Here is a 22821-nt window from a genome sequence, read left to right on the forward strand (position 1 = left end):
CCTTACTTGGCGGACGCGCGCGCCGCATTGACCGCCGTGGCGTCACGCAGGATGTCCTGCAGATAGAGGTTGCCGTCGGTGACCACCACCTCGCCGTCGGTCAGCCCTTCCAGCACCTCGGTCATGCCCGGCAGTGACACGCCGGTCTTCACCAGGCGCCGCTCGAACGTGTTCGTGCCCTTGCGGACGAACACGTAGTTCTTGTTGTCAGCCAGGAACACGGCCTTCGACGGCACCGCGATCCCCTTGAACGAGGCGGCCTGGAGGCGCGCCGTGACGAACATCTCGGCCTTCAGGCGGCGGTCCGCGTTCGGCACGGTCAGCCGCACCTTGATGCTGCGCGACGACGGATCCACGTAATCGGCGATCTTGACCACGGTGCCCTGGAACGTCTCGCCCGGATAGGCGGCGCTGGTCAGTTGCACCGTCACGCCCGGCTTGAACAGGCCGAGGTCCGCCTCGGCCGCATCCACCTGGGCCCAGAGCGTGGTCGGGTCGGTGATCAGGAACAGCGGCGAGCTGGGCGCCTGGTCCGGGCGCAGTTCCATGCCCGTGTTGATATTGCGCTCCACCACCAGGCCCTCGATCGGGCTGCGCAGCGCGAAGCGCTGGTTCACCGCATCGCCACCGGCGGCCGCGCCGTACATGCGCAGCGCCGCCTGCGTGCGTTGCTGGTCGGCGGCGGCACGGGCGCTATCGGCCTGCGCCTGCTCCAGTTCCTTCTGGGCGACGATGCCGGCGCCGTACAGCTCGCGCTGGCGTGCCAGGGACTTGGCGGCCACGGCGCTGTCGGCGGCGGCCTTGCGGGCATCGGCCTGGGCCAGGCCATAGTCGGGCGAGGTCAGCGTCGCCAGCGGCTGGCCGGCCTTCACGGTCGCGCCGGGTTGCACGAGGATGTCCATCACGCGGCCCGCGAACGGGGTGGTCACGCGTACGGTCTTGTCCTCGTTCCAGACCAGCCGGCCCGGCAGGCTCAGCATGCGGTCGCCGCCCAGCTTCACCGGCTGGCCGACGATGCCGGGCAGGGTCTTCACCGACTCCGGAAACTGGATGGTCTGGCCGCTGACCTTGGGGTCGTCATCAGCCACGGGTGCCTCCTTCTTGCCACAGGCGACCAGCGCCAGCGCGCAAAGTGACCCGACGGCTGCCAGGCGGAGAGGACGGAACCACTGGGACGAAGACAGCATGTTATGGACGCGACGCATCGGTACGGACCTGGGGAAGCTTGTTGATATCGGAATTGGTAGCTTGCAGCGCGGTGCGGTAGGCGGCCAGCGCCTTGGCGTAGTTGCCCTGCGCCTCGACGGCGTCCACGCGGGTCTGGCGCAGCGCGCGGCGCGCGTCGAGCAGATCCAGCACGCCCGTGGCACCCTTCGTGTACGCGAATTCGGCACTGTTCGCGACGGACTCGGCGGCCGGCAGCACGGCGGCCTGCATCTGTTGCAGCGTGGCGCGCGCGGCCTCTAGCTGGCTGCGCAGGCGCTCGATGTCGTTCTGCGCCTCCAGCAGGATGCGGTTGCGGTCGTCCAGCGCGGCGTAGTAATCCACCTCCGCGCGGCGGGCCTCGCCGCCATTGCTGTGCCGCACAAACAGCGGGATCGAGATGAACACGCCGTAGCTGTTGCCATCGCCATAGGTATTAGTGGGCGATTGCGGATAGTGCTCGGCCTGCGCGCCCACCGTCACATCGGGCACGCGGCCGGCGCGGGCCAGGTCGCGCGAGGCGGCGGCGGCGGCCAGCCGGGCTTCGGCGGCGGTCACGTCGGGGCGGCGTTGCAGCACGTCGGGGTCCACCGGCGGGACCGGGGTGTCCAGCGCCGGCCAGTCCGGCACGAGTCGGTTGTCGATCAGCGTGCCCGGCACACCGATGGCGGCGGCCAGGGCGGCCTTGTCGCTGGCGTGGTCAGCCTGGGCGTTGCGCAGGTCGCTCTGGGCGCGCAGCGTTTCCAGCTGGAGCTTGGTGACGTCGGCGCGGGAAATATCGCCGGCCTTCAGCCGGGTCTCATTGGCTTGCTGGGTGCGGGAATAGAGGCCGACGGTCTCGGTCAGCACTTCCAGCCGGGTCTGGCTGACCACGGCTTCGTACCAGGCCTGGTCCACCGCGCCGAGCTGCTGCGCCACGATGGCCTGGGTGGTCTCCCCGGCGGCGGCGCTGGCCTTGCGGGCTGCGTCCACGCGCAGGTTGCCCTTGTTGGCGGTTTCGATGACCTGATCGATGCGCAGCGTGGAATCCACCGTCTTGCTGCGCAGGCTGCCCGATCCCACCCCCGCATGCGGATTGATATTAGTGACACCGAGGCTCAGGACCGGATTCGGCCGTTGCGAGGCAATCTGGACATCGGCCTGGCTGGCTTCCTCGCCGCGCCGGGCGGCAATGATGTCGCGATTGCAGCGCTGGGCGTCAAGCCGCGCCTGGGCAAGTGTGAGCGTGGCCTTGGCCGGTGGCGGCACACAGGGGCCGTCTGGGGGCATCGGCTGGCTGGCGGCGTGGCCAGCAACGGCTGCCACGGCCAGCAGCACGGCCATGGCGGCGCGGGAAACTGAAAAATGCACGATCGGTCTGGCTCAATGTCACTTCGGTCTGACGTAAACGACCGTGCCAGCCGAACGGTGCACCGGGCGGGCGATTTTCTTTCATCGCTCCCCGGGAACCCGCTCTTTTAGCCGCGCTGCCTTGCCGCGCACGATCTCCCGTGCGCATTCAATCGCAATCTCATTACAAACGGCTTTCATCTTGTCGGCATTCCCACCCAAATTCGCCCAACGTGTGGGTCGGGAAAACACCGATTGGCGCTGCGCCCGGTTCAGGCGGAGGTGGCGGATGAGGCGGATGGCGCCGCTGGGCCCGGCGCTGCGGCGACGATCCGCAGCGCACGTTCGAGCACCGGGCGGTCCACCATCTTGCCGTCCACGGCGATGGCCGCGCCCTGCGCGGCGGCGGCTTGGTCCACCACGCGCCGTGCCCACGCCACTTCCTGGGCAGACGGCGCCAGCGCCGCATGCACGCCTTCCACCTGGTTCGGATGGATCAGCAGCTTGGCGCCGAAGCCGAAGCGGCGGCCCCGGGCGGTGTCGTCCGCCAGCGCCTCGGCATCGCCGATGGCGGTGCAGACCCCGTCGACCGGCGCCGGCAGCCCGGCCGCGCGCGAATGGAGTACCAACTCGCTGCGGAAGTGATGCAGCGGCTCGCCATCGTCGGCCACGTCGAGATCGAACATCAGGTCGATGCTGCCGAACACCAGCCGGGTGACGCCGGGCGCGCGCGCCACGTCGTACAGGTCGGCAAACCCGGCGGCGGTCTCCAGCAGGGCATGGCAGTGGGCGTCCGGCAGCTCGGCGTGGAGGGCGGCCAGCGCGGTGGCATCGGCCTTCGGCAGCATGATCTGGCGCACCTGATGCGCCCGGCACCAGGCGAGATCGTCGGCGAACCATGCGGTATCGGCGCCGTTCACGCGCACAAAAAGCTGCACGCCGCCGACCTGGGCGGCAGTCCGCAGGCCGCTCCAGGGGTCGGACAGCCCCGCGCGGGCCTCGGCCTTGGCATCGGGGGCGACGGCATCCTCCAGGTCGACAATGACCGCATCGGCGCCGGCCGACAGGGCCTTGCCGATGCGCTCGGGGCGGGAGGCGGGAACGAACAGGTAGCTGCGCGGTACGCGGGGGGTAGTCATGGTCGGCTCCTGATCAAACCGCGCCGTCGGCGTGAAGTTGGGCCACTTGCGCGGCGGAACAGCCGATTTCCGACAGGATGGCATCGGTATGCTCGCCGACTGCGGGAATCGGATCCATGCGCGCATCGGTCAGGCCCGGCGGCAGCAGCGCCGGGATCTCGCCGACCGGCGACGCCACGGTGCGCCACCGTTCCCGCGCGGCCAGTTGCGGGTGATGCCAGACATCGGCCATGGTATTGACGTTGGCATTGGCGATCTTGGCCTCCTCGAGCCGCTGCACCACCTGCTCCGCCGTCATATGCGAGAACGCTTCGACGATCCGCGCCCGCAACTGGGCCCGGTTGGCGCTGCGCAGGCTGTTGGTGGCGAACGCGGCATGCGTGGCCAGCGCCGGCTCGCCCAGCACGGTCTTGCAGAAGACCGACCACTCCCGCTCGTTCTGCAGCCCCAGCATCACGGTCTTGCCGTCGCCGGTCGGGAACGGCCCGTAGGGGTAGATGGTGGCGTGGGCGGCGCCCGCGCGCGGCGGCGGCTCGGCGCCATCGAACGCGTAGTACATCGGGAAGCTCATCCACTCGACCATCGACTCCAGCATCGACACGTCGATCCGCTTGCCGCGCCCGGTCTGGCCGCGCTCGATCAGCGCCGCCAGGATATTGCTATAGGCGTACATGCCGGCGGCGATGTCCGCCACCGAGGCACCCGCCTTGACGCCCTCCTCGGCCGTGCCGGTCACCGAGACGAACCCCGATTCGCTCTGCACCAGCAGGTCGTAGGCCTTCTTGTCCCGGTAGGGGCCGTCGCCGCCGTAGCCCGAGATGTCGCAGACAATCAGGCGCGGATAGCGGGCCGAGAGCGTCTCGTAATCCAGCCCGAGCCGGGCCGCCGCGCCCGGGGCGAGGTTCTGCACCAGCACGTCCGCGCGCTCCAGCAGCCCTTCCATCACCGGCGCGGCGCCGGGCGCCTTCACATCCAGCGTCAGGCTTTCCTTCGAACGGTTGGTCCAGACGAAGTGCGAGGACAGGCCGCGCACGCGCGTGTCGTAGGCGCGGGCGAAATCCCCCGGGCCGGGCCGCTCGATCTTGATCACGCGTGCACCGAGGTCCGCCAGCTGGCGGGTGCAGAACGGCGCGGCAATCGCCTGTTCGAGGGAGATGACGGTAATGCCGGCAAGGGGTCGGGTCATGGCGATGGGTCCGGGGGTGCTCGATGCCGCCAATCTACCCGCGCGCCCCGACTATGTGAAATAGGGATTGCCGAAGCCTCCATAAGTAGAATCAATACCCTCAACGAGACGACACCCGACGAACGGGGCAGGAGGCAGCAGCGATGGACATCCGGGCAATGCGGTATTTCGTGGCGATCGTCGACCACGGCAGCCTGACGCGCGCCGCCGAGGTCGTGTGCGTGGCGCAGCCGGCGCTGAGCCAGCAACTGGCCGCGCTCGAGGAGGAATTCGGCGTGCCGCTGGTGCATCGCGGCGCCAAGGGCGTACGGCCGACCGAGGCCGGCAAGACACTTTATCGTCACATTCGCAATATCCTGCGCCAGGTCGAGATGGCCGGGGCGGACGTCCGGGTGGCCGGCTCGGAAATCTCCGGCAACGTCGCCATCGGCCTGCCGACCACGGCGGCGGCGGCCTTCGGCATGCCGCTGGTGCGGGCCGTGCGGCAGCGCTATCCGCAGGTGCGGCTGCAACTGTTCGAGAGCATGAGCGGCTATATCTCCGAGCTGCTGAACCAGAACCGGCTCGACTTCGCGATCCTGTTCCGCGACACGGCGTCGCGCGCTGTGGAGCCCGAGCCGCTGGCCAGCGAACCGCTCTACCTGATCGGCACGCCGCCCGGGCGCGCCACCCGCTCGGCCACCATCGCACTGAAGGCCCTCGACGGCATGCCGCTGGTGCTGCCCAGCGGCTCGCAGGGCCTGCGCGAGGTGGTGGAGCGAAGCTTCGCCAAGGCCGGTATCGCCCTGAACGTGGTGGCGGACCTCGATTCGCTGCCCTTCCTGCTGGCCGCCGCCCGCGAGGGGCTGGCCTGCACGGTGCTGCCGGCGTCGTCGCTGGGCGAGAGTCCGGGCGCAGAAGGGAATGGGGATGGGGCTGGCGATGCCGAGGGGGGCATCGGGCGTCGCCTGATCCTGCCGGAGTTGCGCCGCACGCTGTCCCTGTGCTGGCCGCGCGCGCTGCCGCGTTCGAATGCGGCCGAAGCCGTCGCCGACATCCTGCGGGAGATCGTTGCAGCGCGCATCGCCCAGGGCGGCTCCCTGGCGCCGCCGCCCGCCCCTACGGCACCTGCCAGCCGATAAGAAATCCTTATGGCCATAGTCGGCGATTGAATTTCTCCTGCGCACCGGCCTCGGCTAGAGTGGGCGCCAGCATGGGCGGGACCGACATCCCAGATAACCGCCCGCCATAGGAGACAACAATGCTTCGCACCCTTCCCGCCCTCGCCGGCATGGCCGTGGCTCTCACGCTGGCCGCCGTGGGCAGCGCCCACGCCGACACCTATCCCAGCAAGCCCATCCAGATGATCGTGCCCCAGGCGCCGGGCGGCACCAACGACATCGTCGCGCGGCTCGTGGCCGCCGATCTGTCGCAGCGCCTGGGCCAGCAGGTGGTGGTCGAGAACCGTCCCGGCGCCGGCGGCAACATCGGCACCCAGGCCGCCGCGCGCGCCACGGCCGATGGCTACACGCTGCTGATGACCATCAGCAGCACGCAGGCGATCAACCCGTCGCTCTATCGCCAGATTCCGTTCGATCCGATCAAGGATTTCGAGCCGATCGCCCCCGTGGCGACGGTGCCGAACGTGCTGGTCGTGAATCCCGCGTTCCCGGCCAAGTCGATGGCGGAGCTGATCACGATGGCCAAGGCCAAGCCGGATTTCTATCGCTATGCGTCGGCCGGCAATGGCACGCTGAACCACCTGCTCGGCGAGATGCTGAACAGCATGGCCGGCATCAAGCTTGAACATGTGCCCTACAAGGGGGTGGCGCCGGCGCTGAACGACGTGCTCGGCAACCAGGTGCCGATGGCCTTCGCCAGCCTGCCCTCGGTGCTGGCCCATATCAAGGCCGGCAAGGTGCGGGCGCTGGGTGTGAGTTCGGCCAAGCGGTCGCCATTCGCGCCGGACATCCCGGCCATCAGCGAAACCGTGCCCGGCTATAGCGGCGATCTCTGGGTTGGCCTGTTCGCCGTGCGCGGCACGCCGAAGGCGGTGACGGAGAAGCTCGCCAAGACCTTGCAGGCCGCGCTGGCCGACGCACCGCTGCGCGACAAGCTCGCCGCGCAGGGCGCCGAGGTGCTCATCGGCACGCCGCAGCAGTTCTCGACCATGTTGCGTGCGGATATCGACAAATGGGGCAAGATCGTCAAGGCCTCGGGCGCCCAGGTCGACTGAACGGCGTTAGCCGTAGCCCCTCAGTCGCGGTCCTGCACCGCGCGCAGCAGCGTCAGCCGGGTCTTGCCGTCAGGCATGAAATGCGTGCCGAAGCGCACCAGCCCGGCGCGGCGCAGGTGGCAGGTCATCGTGAAACTCAGCAGCATCCCGGGCTCGGTATCGTCGATGTCGATATCGATGCCCCGGAGCCTCGGCTCGTAGCGCAGCAGCGTGGTTTCAATCTCCCGCTTGAGCGTGTGGGCCGACGCGGGCAGGTGCCGGTAGATGCGCGACAGGTCGCCCAGCCCATAGTCCGGCAGATGAGCCAGCCCGCCGCGCCGACTGTTCAGAATGCGCTGGATATTGTCCTGGACGGACAGGAAGGTCTGCGTCGCCAGATCGAATTCCTCGACCGGCACCCCATTCGCGAAATGCCCTGTCACGGCCTCGAACAGGCCCGGACCGCCGGCCATTACTGGCCAGCCTCATCGAATTCCAGCCCGATGCCGTCTGCGTCCGAGAAGGTCAGCCGGATCGTAGCCGGGGCGCTCGTCTCCGCTGTCTTGTTCCCCATTCTTATTAGCAGCTCGCGGGCCAGCACCGGCAGGATCTGCTGGTCGAGCAGGCTGTCGATATTGCGCGCGCCGGTGTCCGGCAACAGGCAGCCGGCGACCAGCGCGTCCACCAGCCCATTGTCGTAACGCAGCGGCACGCCGAACCGGCGCGCCACCCGCTCGCTCACCTTATCCAGCTTCATGCGTACGATTGTCGCCATCGGCCCGGCGGCCAACGGCCGGAACACCACGGTCTGGAAGCGCGCCAGCAGCGCGGGCTGGAAATGCTCGACCAGCGTCGGGCGGATCGCCTCCATCAGCATGCCGGGGGTCGCCGCGCCGCCGGCCTCGGTCACGGCGTCCGTGGCGGCCAGGATCTGGTCGCTGCCCAGGTTCGACGTCATCACGATCACCGTGTTGCGGAAATCGATCACCCGGCCTTCGCCATCGCGCATAAATCCACGGTCGAACACCTGATAGAACAGGCTCAGCACGTCGCGGTGGGCTTTCTCGACTTCGTCGAGCAACACCACGCTGTAGGGGCGCTGGCGCACCGCCTCGGTCAGGACGCCGCCCTCGCCGTAGCCGACGTAGCCGGGCGGCGAGCCCTTCAGCTGCGACACCGTATGCGCTTCCTGGTATTCGGACAGGTTGATGGTGATCAGCGCCCGCTCGCCGCCGAACATCAGGTCGGCCAGCGCCCGCGCCGTCTCGGTCTTGCCGACGCCCGAGGGCCCCACGAGCAGGAACACGCCGATCGGCGCGTCCTCGGCCTTGAGCCCCGCCTTCGCCGCCCGCAGCCGCTTGCCGAGCGCTGCGAGCGCCTCGTCCTGACCCACCACCACGCTGCCCAGGTTGGCCTCCAGGTCCAGCAGCGTGGCCAGTTCGCTGGCCAGCAGGCTCTCGGCCGGCACGCCGGTCCAGTCTGCGATGACTTCGGCAATCGCGTGCTCATCCACCTCGGCGCGGATCAGGGCGGCCTGCCCGGCCGAACCCACCGCGCGGTGGGCGGCTTCGATCGATGGGGAGAGGTCCTGCCGCAGCGCCTCGTCCGCGGCCTGCCATTGGCGACGCAGGCCGAACAGGGTTTCCGTTGCGGCCTTCTGGGCGGCGAGCGTCTGCGTGAATCGGGCGAGGTCGCCGTCCAGCGCCTCCAGCCGGCTGTCGATGGCGCCGATCCGTGCGGCGTCACGGATGCCCGTGGCGCCCTCGTCCTGCGCCAGCGCAGCCCGCTCGGTCTCCAGCGCCGCGCGCTCGGCCTCGCACCGGGCGAAGGCAATCGGCGTGGCGTCCTGGCTCATGCGCACCCGCGCGGCGGCGGTATCGAGCAGGTCGACCGCCTTGTCGGGCAACTGGCGCCCGGTCAGGTAGCGGCGCGAGAGGCGCACGGCGGCGACGACCGCCGCATCGGTGACATGCACGTCATGGTGCCGCGCATAGCGCTCCTTGAGGCCGCGCAGCATCAGGCACGCGGCCGCGTGGTCGGGCTCGTCCACCTTCACCATCTGGAAGCGGCGTTCGAGTGCCGCGTCCCGTTCGAAATACTGCTTGTATTCGGACCACGTGGTCGCCGCGATGGTCCGCAGCTCGCCCCGCGCCAGCGCCGGCTTCAGCAGGTTGGCCGCGTCGGCGCCGCCAGCGCTGTTACCTGCCCCGATCAGCGTATGGGCTTCGTCGATAAACAGCAGGATTGGCGTCGGCGACTGCTGCACCGCCTCGATCACCTGCTTGAGCCGCTGCTCGAACTCGCCCTTGACGCCGGCGCCGGCCTGCAACAGGCCGAGGTCAAGCGTCAGCACACTGGTGTTGGCGATGATCGCCGGGACATCGCCCTCCGCAATACGCAGCGCGAGCCCTTCGACCAGCGCGGTCTTGCCGACGCCGGGCTCGCCCACGAGGATGGGATTGTTCTTGCGGCGCCGCGCGAGGATGTCGATCATCTGCCGGATCTCGACATCACGGCCAAAGACCGGATCGATCTGCCCGGCACGGGCCTTGGCGGTGATGTCGATGGTGAAGCGGCCCAGCACCGGGTTGTCGGGGAGGTGCGCCACGGCCGGGGTGTCGGTCGGAAGGGGAAGGATCTCGGGCAGCCCGTGCGCCTCGCTCGATATCTGATCCAGCTCCGGCATCAGTCGTTCGATCTGCGCGGCGGAAATGCTGAGCAGCGGCCAGGCATCCGGCGCGCGCAGCCAATGCGGCGCTTCCACCAGCGCGGCGAGCAGGTGCGCCGAGCGAATGTCGGTGTCACCCGGTGCCGCCGCAGCGAGCGACGCACGCATCCATGCCGCCTCCAGCCACTGCCCCACGCGCGGCGAGAGCCCGGGCCGGCCGCGCAGGTCATGCGGCAGGCGGTCGATGGCGACGAGCAAGGCATTCCAGATGGCATCGACATCGATTTCATAGCGCCGCAGGATCGCCAGCAGGTCGCCCTCGCCCAGTTCGAGCAGCTTGATCAGCCAGTGCTCGACCTCAATGTCCCGGTGGGCGCGGGTTTCGCAAAGGCTGGCCGCCTCGGTCAGCGCGCGGGCGCAATGGGGGTTCAGGCGGCGCAGGAACGGGGAATAGTCGCGGGCAATCATGAGGGAGGGATGGCGATGGGCGGGAAGAATGCGCGGTCGAGGGATGGGGCGGCCGGCGGCGCGGCCGAGGGGCCGAGGGGCCGAGGGGCCGGCGCGAGGCCGGCCCGACCTTACTCAGGCACGCTCGTTCCAACTATCGGCGTGGATGATGTTGCCGTCCTTGTACGACCAGGTGATCTTCTCGTAGCGCAGCTCGATGCTCTCGAGGTGGTTGTGCTTCTCGAAGGCCGGGCTCTTGATGTCGTGCATCTTCGGCGTGACGCCGACCACCTTGACGTTCTCGAGCTTGGTGTTGAAGTACTCCTTCTCCTTGCCGGCGTCGTCGATCTTGTACCAGCGAATCTCCACCGCCTTCAGCGTCTGGCCGCTGGAGACGGCCTTGTAGAGATACGGCGTCGAGGCGTCGGTCTCCTTGGTGAAGACGATCGGCTCGTGCACGCGCGTGCCGGTCAGCTTGCCGGTGTTGGCGTCCGTCGGGATCTTGACCGCGTGATCGAACGCCACCACTTCGACGCTGCCCTCGCGGCCCGAAACCGTGACCGAACCCTTGATGTCGGCGCCACCATCGTCCTTGATCCACATGTATGCGGGAATTGCCATTTACTTACTCCTTCTGCTGAAATGAACAGGCCGACTGGCCAGAAGTGACCCGATCGCCGTCACGGCAATCGGGAACAAGGGTAATTTCCACACGGCGATTGGCGGCGCGGCCCGCCTCCGTGTCATTGCCCGCCTTCGGGCGGGTGTCGCCGTAGCCTTGCGTCGCGAAATGCGTCAACGGCAAGCCGGCGGCATCGGCCAGCCAGTTGCGGACGGACACCGCGCGGGCCTCCGACAGGCGCAGGTTGCTGCGCGGGTTGCCGGTGGCATCGGTATGGCCAGCCACCAGCACGCGCTTGTCCGGATGCGCCCGGATCATTTCCAGCGCACCGATCAGCACGCGGTTGGAGCCGGGATTCAGGGTGGCGCTCCCGCTGCGGAACAGCGACAGGCTGTCCAGCTCGATCGTGGCCGGCGGCGGAGGCGGCGGGCGGTAGCCGGCGATCAGCGTGTCGATTGGCGCACGCAGCGCGGCCCCGCGATACAGACCGAGGCCGAGCCGCAGCGGCACGCCGTTGCGGGCGTGGCGGTCGAGTTCGTCCCGGTCGCGTTTGATGACCTTGAGCGCATCGATACGCGCGGCGTCCTGTGCCGGCGCCAACGCGCGATAGCGGTCCATATTGCCGGTGACGCGCGCCACCAGCGCCCGGTTCTGCCACGCCGAGGCGGCCGCAGCCGCGCAGAACGCCACCGCGAGCCACGCGAAGCCATGCGCCAGCGCACGTGGCAGCGCGCGCCGCACCGGCTGTCGACCGATGCCACGGATCAGCGGGTCCGGCAGTGGGTAGCGACCGCTGCCGCCCTCTTGTGCCGGGCGGGCTCCGACCAGACCGGTGATGCGGGCCACGGCACTGGCAAACAGCGAGTTGTCGGCTGGCGTGCCGCGTACCGCGATCGCGCCGAGAGCGGCCACCTGCACCGGCCTTCCCGTACGGTGGCCGTCGCGGCTGTCGTCCCGTAAGCGCGACAACAACGTCGATTGCGCCCATCTGGCTAGCGCGTGCAGCCGATTAGCGCGATACCAACGTGCGGCGCGGTCGGCCGGCTTGGCGGCGCGGGCGTACTGGTCGAGGCTCGCCGCGACTTGCGCGATCCATGCCTCGTCCGCCGGCATCGCTTCGCCAGACATACCGAACCATGGGCTTTCGTCCGGCGGACCCGCGGCGTCCTCGCCGTAGACCGCGATGCACACTGGCAGCGGATAGCCGACGGCGCGGCTCGCCTCGCCAATCGCGTGACGCAAACGGCCGAGGCGCGCGCTCAGCGTTGCGGCGTCATAGATCCGGTCGGCGGCGGTCAGGCATGCCACGGCGTCCGGGCCCTGCCCGTCGCGCCAGCGCTTCAGGGCATCCGCCACGTGAGCCAGCCGCGACGGGTCGCCCACACGTACCCAGATCGCGGACTCGGTGATACGGACCAATTCGTCGCCGAATGCCCGCACCAAGGCGCCGTCCGGCTCACCAACGGCGAGCACGAGCGGCGTATTCCGGCGCATGTCGCCGGGCAATGCATCGAGTGACGCGTTCACGGCGACCAGCACCGCCTGCGAGGCCTGACGGCCAGCACGCCCGCGCCGCGTGGCGACAATCATCGCCACCAACATCAGCGCCACGACGAACAGCCCCAGCAGCAAATTCCACGTGGTCGACCACGGCGAGCTGAATCCGAGCCACGCCAGACAAAGCGCCGCGATCCAGCCGGCCAAGGTGCGATAGGGATAACCGGTCACGTCGCGCCCTTCAAACAGCCAGCCGCGCGATGGCCGCGTCGAGCCAGCGGTCCAGCGCCAGATAGACCAGCCCGGCGCCAACGAGCGCCAGCACCACCCATGCAATCGGCGAGATGCGCCTACCGGCGCGTGCCTTGCCGTGGGTGACAATGACCGGCCCGTTGCCCTGGTCGAGCCCCGCGCGCGCCAGTCGCTCATCGAGCGCGCGCAGCAATGCGGCGCGGTCCGTGGCGCCGTTCAGGGCGAATCGCCCCTGGAAGCCCAGCCCAAGCACCACATGGAAGACCGCGAGCAACGGCAGCACCGGTTGGGGCGCTGCGAGGCGCCGTTCGATGCGGTCGATCAGCGCGTCACCCGCGTCGTGACTCTGGAACTCCTTGACTTGCAAGGGCTCGTGCTCCCACTCGTCCCGGCTCGCCCCTTCCAGGTGGCGGAGCGCGAACTCGTCGATCAGCGCGCATTGCGCATAGATCGCGTCCTCGACGACATCCGGGGATTGCCCCGCCGCCCGGAGTTCCTCACGCAGCCGGGCGATATGGCCCAGGCACGTTTCACGGAACGCCGCGAAGGTCACGGGCCTGTCCCCGCCGGCCAGCGAAGCGACAGTCAGGGCCGTATCGCGTAGCGCGAGCGGAAAGATCGGAAGCGAAGTTGTCATGCCGGCAATACCGCGAAGAGTTCGAGCGAGACGTCCGGCACGGAAGCCGGCACATAGAACTGGCACGCCCGCGCGTCGAGCATGCGCCGGAACGCCGGGTGGGCACTGTCAAGCGCGAAGTACTGGTTTTCGATCCGCACGGGAATGGCGGCAGGCAGGCGCGACATCGTCCGCAACGGAATGCCGGGCAGCGCCGAGTTGACGATCTGCGAGACTTCATCCGGCGCCCCCGCCTTGCAAAGGCGCGGCAGTTGTTCGAGCAAGGCGTGCGCGGGCATGCCCGCCTGCACCGACAGGTAGTACTCGGTGCCCTCGACCAGGCGCTCATCGAGGATCTTGCCGTCCCAGATCGTGGGCCGCAGCCGTTCCAGCGCGACCGGCACGACGCGTGACGGCACTACCGCATCCACCAGCCGTCGAATCATCGACTCCAGTTCCGCGAATACGGGCTCTGGCGCCATGTGGTCGTAGGCCGGAATGGCCTGCAGGGTCTCCGTGGTCGAGAACGTCAGCAGCGCGCCCGCCAGCCGGGCCAGCACACGGTAGAGTTGCTCGGGATGCTGCTGCGGGGCCGCGCGCAGCCGCGCCAGCTCCGGCCAGGCACTGTTGACACTGTGCAGCAGCCAGAACAGCGCCACATCGGCCACGGCGTAATCGGCCATCTGGTCGGAACGCTCGCGCCGGCGCACGCCCAGGCTCGCACTCTTTGCGCTGAGGATGGTCGACAGCCGTGCCATGCGGGCGGTCAGCTGCTCGCTTGCGGACAGGAACAGGCTTGGCGGCACGTAGGCCGGATCGAGTTCGATCTGGCCCTGCGGCGTCCGGATAAGCCGAGCGATCGGGCAGGTCACGTAGTCGCCTTGTGCCTCGCCGTCGAACAGCAGGGCCAGTGCGTGACGTTCGACGCTGATTTCCTCCTTGCCCTCACCGTGCAGGTCGGCGACCTCCAGGTACTCACGCACGAAGCGGCGTGGCCGCGCCGGCCGTTCGCCATCGTCGACGCAATTGCCACCCAGCGCGTCCATCAGCGGCAGCCCGATCAGGACCACCGCCGAGTCTGCACCGGCCGGCAGATCGGCCAGATCGCGCGCGGGAGGCGTCCGGTCGGCCGTCTCCGTGTCGATCACGGTGCCATCCGGCAGGCGTGCGGCAAGCGAACTCACCGCCAGTCGATTCACTGTCAGTGCCTGGGAATCGATGACGACGCGCACGACGCCCCATGGTTCCGGGGTGGCGATACGCGCAATCTGCTCGCCGGCGTGGCGCTCCCATAGCGCCTGCTGCTGGAAATGCTGCGGCGTCATAAAGATGCCCTGCGCCCACAGCGGTCTTGTGATCTTCATGGTATCGGGCCGATTCCGCTTCAGTTCTTCGCCTTGGGCATCTGCGAGACGAGCGACAGGTTGATGTCCATCCCCTCGATCTGGAAATGCGGCACGATGAACAGCTTCACGCGGAAGAAGCCCGGGTTGTCTTCGATATCCTCGACAATGACCCGCGCGTCGCGCAGCGGGTGCGATGCCTGCAGTTCGTCGCCCGGATCGGTCATCTCGGTCACGAGCGTCTTGATCCAGCTGTTCAACTCCAACTCGAGGAGGCGGCGGTCCTTGGTGGTGCCGATGTTCTCGCGCTGGATCAGCTTCAGGTAATGCGCAATGCGCGACAGCAGGAAGATGTACGGCAGGCGCGCGTTGACACGACTGTTGGCGGTGGCTTCCTTGGTGTCGTACAGCGCCGGCTTCTGGGTCGAATGCGCCGAGAAGAAGCACGCGAAATCGTGATTCTTGTAGTACGACAGCGGGATGAAGCCAAGGTTGGCGAACTCGAACTCGCGCGTTTCCGGAATCAACACCTCGGTCGGGATCTTGGCCTGGTTGCCGGTGCCCAGGTCATAGAGGTGAATCGGCAGGTCCTCGACCAGACCGCCAGCCTGCGGGCCCCGGATCTGCACGCACCAGCCGTTCTTGATGAAGCTCTGCACCATGTTCGCGGCGAACGAGAACGATGCATTGGCCCAGAGGTAACGGTTGTGATCCGGCCCCTTGACGGCTTCCGTATAGTTGAACGCCCGGACCGGCACGGTTTCCGGACCGTACGGCAGGCGCGCCAGGAAGCGGGGCAGCGTCAGGCCGATGTAGCGCGCGTCGTCGGACTCGCGGAAGCTCTTCCACTTCAGGTATTCGGCGCGGTCAAAATAGTTGCCGATGTCGCGGATCGCGGCCACGTCCTCCATCGACGTCTTGCCGAAGAACTCCGGCGCCACCGCGCCGACGAACGGCATGTGCGCGGCCGCCGACACCTTCGAGATATTGCGCAGCAGGGCGATGTCCTGCGGGCTGCGGTCGAACGCGTAGTTCGAGATGATCGAGCCGATCGGCTCGCCGCCCGGCGTGTCGTACTCCTGGATATAGGTGTGCAGGTACAGGCCGCTCTGGATCACCTCGGGGGTGTCCTCGAAGTCCTGGCGCAGCGCTTCCTTCGAGACATCGAGCACCTCGATCTTCACGTTCTTGCGGAAGTCAGTGCGATCGACCAGGAACTTCAGGCCGCGCCAGGCCGATTCGATCTCCTGGAACGTCTCGTGATGCATGATCGCATCGAGCTGCCGGCTGATCTTCTCGTCCAGATGGGCGATGTGGAAGTCGAGCAGGCTCTTGTCGAGCCGGTCCACCTGCTGTGACGAATCCTGGATCATCTTCAGGAACACGTGCATGGCCTGCGCCACGCGCTCGTCGAGCGACGATTCGGACAACGCATCGGCGCTCTGGAACGACTCCACCGGCCGCGTGCTGCGGACCGGCGACAGGTTGATCTTCTCGCAGAGCGCCTCATAGACGCTCTTGCCCGGTGCGTCGAGGACGGCGGCAGCGGCGGCGCTATCGGCGGCGCTATGGGTACGTGCGGACAGTTCGTGCTTCTTTTCCATGGGGAAAATCCTCGGGTAACGGGTTACGGGGCGGAGGCGGGAGCCGGGGCAGCCTGGCCGATCTTCTGCAGATCGGCGCGCAGGCGTTCGGACAGCCCGGGGTCCTTGAGGATCTTCTCGAGCTCGCGGCGAAACATCGCGTTGTCGAGCAGGTTCGACTTGAGATCGCGCAGCAGATTGCGCGCCGCCATCAGCGCGCGCAGCTCGGGCACCTTGCCGGCGACTACCTCCGGCTTGAAGTCATCCATGGAATGGAAGTCGAGATCAACGGGCAGCTCGGAGCCATCGGCGGCGAGCGTGTTCTCGACGGCAATCTTCGCCCGCGGATTGAAGTCCGCCAGGACCGCATTGAAGTTGTTCTTGTTGATGGAAACCTTCTCCCGCTCCGCCAGCGCGCGGGTGTCCTGCCCATTACTGTAGTCGCCCATCACCAGCAGCTTCAGTGGCAATTCCACCTTCTTCTGCGCGCCGCCGGTATGCAAATCCAGCTTGATGTTGACCCGCGCCTTGGGCACTTCGTTCTGGAAGCTCTCTGCCATTCTCGATTCCTTCTCCAACAGGTTTTCAATCCGCACGGCACTCGATTCGTCGATCGCCGCATGGCCGGTAGACACGCAAGTGCGGGAGACTATCTTTTTTATTTCCCACTGTATTTAGGTGACTTCCTAAAATTCATCGGATTTTTGATCTTTTTTATCTAAATCAATAATTCGATCCAGTCCTATTTTCCTGAAAGCCACAAGACGGTAAGGTGCGGCGCGCAGGAGCATGTCGCTTGCGAAGCGGCACGCCTGACCTGTTACGCCGGATTGCCCGGCCTTGGAGAGAGACGATGTCGGGTGGGGTTGCAACACTGAAGGCATACGGGGAAGCGCTGCTCAAGGGACTGGGCGGTGGCCAGCAGTCTTACTTCCTGAAGGTGCCGGGCGCGGAGACCGCCGTGGGTCTGTCGGTGGTGTCGTTCGAAGCGGTGGAGAAGCTCGGCGCTCCCTACGCCGTCACTGTCCAGCTTACGCATCCGCTGGAGCTTGAGCGCGCCAGCTACCTCGGCAAGCCCGCGACATTCGAGATCGACCCTGGTGATGGCACCGAGCCGCGCAAGTTCGCGGGATGCATCACACAGTTCTCCAAGACCGCGCGGACGCAAGACTTCCACGGCTACCAGATGGTGGTGGAGCCCCTTGTGGCCCGGCTTCGGCTCACCCGCTCCACCCGCGTCTACCAGCACCAGACCGCGCCGCAGATCATCGAGGCGATCCTGCGGCGGCATGAACTGGTCGGCCACCAGTTCGTCTTCAAGCTGCGCCGCGAGTACCCGCAGCACCCGTTCCGCTTGCAGTACCAGATGTCCGATTGGGACTTCATCCGGCTACTGATGGAGCAGGAAGGGCTCTATTCCTATTTCCTGCCGGGGAAATTCGGCGAGATGGTGGTGTTTGGCGACGACATCGACCATTACCTCTACAAGCCTGAATTGCGTGTGCCCTATCGGGAATCGGCCGGGCTTGAGGCCGGCATCGAAGCCGTCTTTGGCATTCGTACTAATGCTAAAACGGTCCCCGAATCGTTCCTCGTGGCAGATTACAACCCGGATCTGGCATGGGAACCCTTGAAGGGCGAAGCCAACGTCGCGAGGAAGGACAAGACCACTTACGGGCAACCGTATGTCTTCGGTACGCATCACCTTGATTTCGATGGTGCCAAATGGGAAGCGCAGCTTCGTCATGAGGCGGCGATGGCGTCTCAGGTCGAATACGAGGGCGAGAGCAACGTCCTGGAACTGCGTCCGGCGCGGATCCTGAGAATGGATCTCGACTTGCCCGACGCCCCAAACGGGCAGGTCATCACCGAAGTCACCCACACCGGCGCGCGCGATGCGGCGTATCGCAATACCTTCAAATCGATCCCATCCGATCGTCGCTTCCGGCTGCCGCTGGATGAGGCCAACTGGCCAAAGATCGCAGGCACGCTGAGCGCCCGCATTACCTCACCCAGCCAATACACGTACGCCTACCTGACGCAGCAGGGCTACTACACCGTCCGCTTCGACTTCGATTTCGAGAAATGGCCCGGTGGTGGTGAGTGCGTGCCACTGCGGCTGGCAAAGCCATTCGCCGGCGCATTCCAGACAGGATTCCACTTTCCGCTGATCGACGGCACCGAAGCCGCCATCGCGTTCCGGGACGGGAACCCGAACAAGCCCTACATCGCCCACGTCCACCACAACAGCCGCCAGACGGACCTGATCACCAATCACGACCGCTGGCTGTCGCGCAACGTCATCCGCACGCAGAGCGACAATAAGCTCGAGTTCGAGGACTGGGAAGGCCAGGAGCACGTCAAGCTGTCCACGGAGCATTCCGGCAAATCGCAGCTGACACTTGGCCATATGGTGGATGGGAAGTGGAAGAAGCGGGGGGAGGGGTTCGAGCTGCGGACGTCTGGTTGGGGGGCGATTCGGGGCGGTAAGGGGTTGTTTATCTCGGCGGATGACCAGCCGGGCGCGCGAGGGGAACAACTGGCCATGTCGGAAGCAGAAGACTCTCTGCGCCAGGCAATGGAGATGATGCGCAACTTGAACGAATCGGCGGAGGCCGCCCATGCCTGGCTTGCCGACGCTGATCGGCAACGCGAATTGGTAGAACAGACACTAATGAAACTGAAGTCATCCGCCATTCTCGCTCACGCCCCCAAAGGTGTCGGTATCGCTAGCGGTACAGATATGCAGATCGCCGCGCGAAGGCGAATCTTCGTGAATGCACATGACGGGGTGGATGTCGGGGTCATGAAGCGACTCACGCTCGCCGCCGGCGAGGCTATCTCGCTCTTCGCGGCCCGGTTTGGAATTCGAATCTTCGCAGCCAAGGGAAAGGTTCAGGTGCAAGCGCAAGACGATGCGCTGGAATTGATGGCTATGAAGAACGTCCTGATTAGCGCCTCCCATGGCGAGGTCATCATGACTGCCGCAAAGGGCATTACGTTGGGCGATGGATCAGGCGCATTTATCAAAATCGCGAACGGAAGGATTGAAATCGCAAGCCCGGTGGGCGAGGTCAACGTCAAGGGCAACTTACGTGCACAGAGTCCGGCGGGTGGAAGCTTCACCTTTCCGGCCTGGAATTCGATGCCGGTTCAGGATGTGAACGGCACCATGAACTTCAGCTTCTCGAAGTGAGGGCGGTCATGACAGCGACTCCATCTAATCCCACGGGTACTCCGCCTCTGAAGAAACTGAACTTTGCTTTTCCTTTTCGCAAGGCATCCGAAGATCAAAGTAAGCCGTCGAAAGACTTTACTGACGCACAAGAGTTCCACGGGCTGCTGCGCAAAGAAATTCATGGCGCATACCCCGTGAGTCGCGAGTGGCTTTGGCACGGCGGGATCCATGTCACCGATACCGGCGCAGGGTCATCGCTGGATCTCAAACACGGTGTCCGATGCATGGCGGATGGCGCGATTGTGGCATGGCGCTTGAACAAGACATATCTCGTTGACGATTTGCCCGCAGAAGGAGAGGTGCCAGCATTCCAAGCCCAGTACAGTTCGGGCTTTGCACTCGTGCGCCACGTCATGGAGTTCCCCGCCGATAACTCGCTGACCTTCCACAGTCTGTACATGCACCTGCAGGATTTCGCGAGTTACGAGTTGGACGAGTCCCAGTTGCACCCGGCGTACTGGACCAAGCGGTTCCGCGTAGCAAGCGGGGCCAATGACAAGCCTAATCCGAGTGCGAGCGGGACGTCTGCCCCGCCGGAACATACTGGATTGCGAGTCAGCGCGTCCAAGTCGACAGGAAGGATTATTGGCATCCTCCCTCGGGGAGCGCAGTTCAGCCTCATTAAGCAGGAAGGAAATTGGGGACAAATCGATGCCGTCCATGCGTCAGCGTTGGTGCCGCCCAGGGTTGGCGGCTTCGTCGAATCCGACGCCGCAGTAGGCGGCTGGATCAATCTGGAGAGGAACGGGGATACGCACGTAGTCACCCCTTTCACGCCCGAAGACGCACTTGATCGCATCGTGGTGCCCGTCGTTCCGTTTCCCATAAAGGCGGGAGATTTCATTGGTCACATCGGCCGGTTCGATTCCGTCACCGATCGAAACGCAGCACGCATGGTCCATCTGGAAGTATTCGCCGGCAGCGAGATTGAGCCGTTCATAGAAGAAAGCCGAAGCTGGCTCGTGGAGAACGCCGCCAAACCGGCGAAGTGGAAGCAGTTAGGCCTATCCGCCGCACCGACCATCCTCCGGATAGACACCGGCACTAAGCTTTTTGCTAGCCCCAATCAGGAAGGCAGGGACGCCCCGACGACTGGTGTCATTCAGTCCTATTCGCTGGCGGAGCTCGCGAAGGGCGCCGAGAGTGCTGTGCTCGAAACCAACCGGGGCAGCGATGGCAAGAGAATGCGCTGGTGGAAGGTCGAGAGCGCCGATGCGCGCAGACGCGAGATTTCGGGCTGGATACGCGAAGGGAATTTCGCCGGCGGGCGCGTATCTCGGGAGTTCGCCCAGAAGTGGGTTGACTTTGAGGTCTTAGCCGCTCCGCATGATACGGCCCACACCATCTTCGCCTCGGCCCAGCATTGGGCGGACTATGCCAGAGGGGCCGATGTTCCGGCCGCCGGCGGAATTGACAAGCTCAGCCCGCTGATGCACGCCGTGTTTCGACAACTATATGAAACCGGCGACGGAAATCAGGCGGCGAACGATCTGGCCGTCGCCTCACGGCAAAAATGGACGGCCTTGCGGGCGTCTCACCTTATCGTCAGGCATGAGAGCGAGTGGGCCAATAGTGAAAAGTGGCTCCAACTTATCACGGCGATCGAGAAGAGCAAGGGTGCAACGGCCACGCTGAGAGCTGAATGGGACCGCATTCAGAAGCTCGTATGGTGGGAGGAGGTCAGTGCTCAACTCCCTGGCCTCTCCGACCCGAATGTTTTCCATATCCATCCGATCGCCATGATTGGAAATTTCCAGACAAGTTGCTCCTGTACTGGCCAGCTTCTATCTGAGGAGGATCTTCAGCAGATCGCCCAAGGTACGCCGAGAGCGAAGATCCAAGAGTATGTATCAGCTCTGAATACTGCATTTAACGATTACAAGTTCGACACATGCATCTCACGCGGACATTTTCTAGCGCAGATTCTCCACGAAAGCGGCGGTCTCAATTTTACGCTAGAGAGCAACGGAAGAGGCGAGTTGTCTTACGATCCTTGGCGCGGTCGCGGCTTGATACAGATCACATTCAAGAGTAACTACGAGGAATATCAGCTATACACAGGGGAGGACGTCACTTCAAACCAGCTCGCCATGGAGAAACTCGAGCAAGCGCCGCACGCCCTCCTCTCCGCCGCCTGGTTCTATGCAATCAAAGCAAAACTAATTGAAGCCAGCGACGCCGATGATTTCATTTGGATCACGCGAGTCATCAATGGAGGCTTCAATGGATACGATCATCGGCTTCAATATTTCAATCGATCGATCCAAATTCTAGGCCTCCAAGGCTGTTTGAAACTGAACAGAAATGGGTCATATCGATTTGAAGAAAGCAAAGCATATCGGGAAAAAAGAGCGTCGTTTGCCTGGGGCCTATGGAATGACCCAGGACTCACTAAGCGAGGGATCGCCGAAAAAACGAAATCCGAAGCGATAAAGGGATACGCACGCTACTTAGAACTGGACGATAAGGTAGGAAAAGCCACAGACAAGAAAGGCGATCCAAAGGACAAAGGGTGGTATGGAATCGGCCGTCAGGTGTCCGTCCGTCATTACTGCGAAACCCGACTTACGGAAATTTCAAACAGAAGCCGAGGCCAACATGATTAAGCATCTCACTCGCGCGAGCGGCTCGCTTTGCCTTCTATTTTCGTTGGCTTCCCAGGCCGCAGATCCCACCTCATCGATATCTGGAGAATTTGAAGGTGAAGGCGCCTCAGGGCGACTTATCTATTCGATTGATCACGACACATTGCTTCTGAAATATTCTTCATCGCGCACGACCAGACAATTGGCATACAAGATCCAAAAGTTTGACGCCTGCAGCACGATGACGGTCTATCAAATACCCCACACACGTCAAATTGCCATTGATGGCAGCTGTTTAAGCCGGGGCGGACAAATCCTCACGGAGGTCTACGAATGGAAAGTACCACACTCCAACTGGTGCCTTGTTCGCGGCATTACCGGAGAGCGGAGTGACGATTTTGACGAGCCAAATCAAACCTTGAGCGTCTCGCGCGCGATTGGATGCTCTACCCCCGGAAGTCGCGGCGATCGAGACTTCGCGTCTCCAGCGGAAACGGCAAAGCAGGTGAAAGTGGGCATCGAGGCGCTGAAGAAGGTTATCAAGGATGGTACTCAGCTAACGGAATATGCACGCACGACTCCCTATTATGCGATCGCCGAATTCGTCCCGTACACGGATTCCGACAATGTAGAAGCGCTTAACCGCCTCGCGATCTGCCTTATCAATATTGGTCGAGCATCGGAAGCCACCCCGCTTCTCCAGAATATAGTCGCAAGATTTCAAGCCGTGCAGGACGCAAAATTGAACCTCGCAGATGCCTACTGGGAATCAGGTCACGAGACCATCTCCTCGCGGACATATCTCGAGTACTACGAACATGCAATCAACGAGGGGATTCAGGACATCCCAGAACGAGTACTTGAACGGAAGGCGAAGTAAGACATGAGGGAGCGTGTTATGAACATGATGGACTTCACT

17 protein-coding genes are annotated in these 22821 nt (G+C 65.0%); 5 read left to right on the forward strand and 12 right to left on the reverse strand.

Going from position 1 to position 22821, the window contains the following annotated elements; translation table 11 throughout:
- Positions 1-2 precede the first annotated feature (2 nt).
- The 4 genes from BM115_RS10660 to BM115_RS10675 all read right to left on the reverse strand — a co-directional run bounded on the left by BM115_RS10660 (position 3) and on the right by BM115_RS10675 (position 4857).
- Complete coding sequence (locus BM115_RS10660; protein ID WP_369823404.1) at positions 3-1187, reverse strand: efflux RND transporter periplasmic adaptor subunit; 1185 nt, start codon at positions 1185-1187, stop codon at positions 3-5.
- Position 1188: 1 nt separating this feature from the next.
- Positions 1189-2526: a TolC family protein gene (locus tag BM115_RS10665; protein ID WP_092293483.1), complete on the reverse strand. Its 1338-nt coding sequence runs from the start codon at positions 2524-2526 to the stop codon at positions 1189-1191.
- 278 nt (positions 2527-2804) lie between these two features.
- Positions 2805-3671 (reverse strand): HpcH/HpaI aldolase/citrate lyase family protein, encoded by an 867-nt coding sequence (locus tag BM115_RS10670; protein WP_092293485.1) that lies wholly within the window; start codon positions 3669-3671, stop codon positions 2805-2807.
- Between the two features lie 13 nt (positions 3672-3684).
- Positions 3685-4857: a CaiB/BaiF CoA transferase family protein gene (locus BM115_RS10675; protein WP_092293487.1), complete on the reverse strand. Its 1173-nt coding sequence runs from the start codon at positions 4855-4857 to the stop codon at positions 3685-3687.
- A 143-nt stretch (positions 4858-5000) separates the two neighbouring features.
- Here BM115_RS10675 and BM115_RS10680 point away from each other — a divergent pair, with 143 nt between their 5' ends.
- Entirely contained in the window at positions 5001-5978 is a 978-nt protein-coding gene (locus tag BM115_RS10680; RefSeq protein ID WP_092293489.1) for a LysR substrate-binding domain-containing protein, read from the forward strand.
- Positions 5979-6097: 119 nt separating this feature from the next.
- Positions 6098-7072, forward strand: a complete 975-nt coding sequence (locus BM115_RS10685) for a Bug family tripartite tricarboxylate transporter substrate binding protein (protein ID WP_092293491.1) — start codon at positions 6098-6100, stop codon at positions 7070-7072.
- Between the two features lie 20 nt (positions 7073-7092).
- On the opposite strand, the gene tssE is transcribed toward BM115_RS10685, so the two are convergent.
- From tssE to tssB, 8 genes are all read right to left on the reverse strand, one after another.
- A complete protein-coding gene (gene tssE, locus BM115_RS10690) occupies positions 7093-7524 on the reverse strand; it encodes a type VI secretion system baseplate subunit TssE (protein WP_092293493.1) in 432 nt (143 codons plus the stop codon).
- Positions 7524-10187 carry a type VI secretion system ATPase TssH gene (gene tssH, locus BM115_RS10695; protein ID WP_092293495.1) on the reverse strand — a complete coding sequence of 888 codons (2664 nt, stop codon included), beginning with the start codon at positions 10185-10187 and terminating at the stop codon, positions 7524-7526. The genes tssE and tssH overlap by 1 nt, the downstream gene beginning before the upstream one ends.
- 114 nt (positions 10188-10301) lie before the next feature.
- The gene (locus BM115_RS10700) at positions 10302-10787 is read right to left on the reverse strand and encodes an Hcp family type VI secretion system effector (protein ID WP_092293497.1); all 486 of its coding nucleotides are present in this window, start codon (positions 10785-10787) and stop codon (positions 10302-10304) included.
- Between the two features lie 4 nt (positions 10788-10791).
- Positions 10792-12516, reverse strand: coding sequence for an OmpA family protein (locus BM115_RS10705; protein ID WP_092294337.1), 1725 nt, complete (start codon positions 12514-12516; stop codon positions 10792-10794).
- A 10-nt stretch (positions 12517-12526) separates the two neighbouring features.
- Positions 12527-13174 carry a DotU/TssL family secretion system protein gene (locus BM115_RS10710; protein ID WP_092293499.1) on the reverse strand — a complete coding sequence of 216 codons (648 nt, stop codon included), beginning with the start codon at positions 13172-13174 and terminating at the stop codon, positions 12527-12529.
- Positions 13171-14517 carry a type VI secretion system baseplate subunit TssK gene (tssK, locus tag BM115_RS10715; protein WP_092293501.1) on the reverse strand — a complete coding sequence of 449 codons (1347 nt, stop codon included), beginning with the start codon at positions 14515-14517 and terminating at the stop codon, positions 13171-13173. The genes BM115_RS10710 and tssK overlap by 4 nt, the downstream gene beginning before the upstream one ends.
- A 20-nt stretch (positions 14518-14537) precedes the next feature.
- Positions 14538-16100: a type VI secretion system contractile sheath large subunit gene (tssC, locus tag BM115_RS10720; protein ID WP_092293503.1), complete on the reverse strand. Its 1563-nt coding sequence runs from the start codon at positions 16098-16100 to the stop codon at positions 14538-14540.
- Between the two features lie 23 nt (positions 16101-16123).
- Complete coding sequence (tssB, locus tag BM115_RS10725; RefSeq protein ID WP_092293505.1) at positions 16124-16639, reverse strand: type VI secretion system contractile sheath small subunit; 516 nt, start codon at positions 16637-16639, stop codon at positions 16124-16126.
- A 293-nt stretch (positions 16640-16932) separates the two neighbouring features.
- Here tssB and BM115_RS10730 point away from each other — a divergent pair, with 293 nt between their 5' ends.
- The 3 genes from BM115_RS10730 to BM115_RS27075 are packed head-to-tail and all read left to right on the forward strand — an operon-like array spanning position 16933 to position 22782.
- Entirely contained in the window at positions 16933-19275 is a 2343-nt protein-coding gene (locus BM115_RS10730; protein ID WP_092293507.1) for a type VI secretion system Vgr family protein, read from the forward strand.
- Between the two features lie 8 nt (positions 19276-19283).
- Complete coding sequence (locus BM115_RS10735; protein WP_092293509.1) at positions 19284-21923, forward strand: glycoside hydrolase family 19 protein; 2640 nt, start codon at positions 19284-19286, stop codon at positions 21921-21923.
- Entirely contained in the window at positions 21916-22782 is an 867-nt protein-coding gene (locus BM115_RS27075) for a tetratricopeptide repeat protein (RefSeq protein WP_143093874.1), read from the forward strand. Before BM115_RS10735 ends, BM115_RS27075 begins: the two co-directional genes overlap by 8 nt.
- Positions 22783-22821 lie beyond the last annotated feature (39 nt).

Origin of the sequence: Cupriavidus sp. OV096 (assembly GCF_900115455.1) — a bacterium.
GTDB lineage: Bacteria > Pseudomonadota > Gammaproteobacteria > Burkholderiales > Burkholderiaceae > Cupriavidus.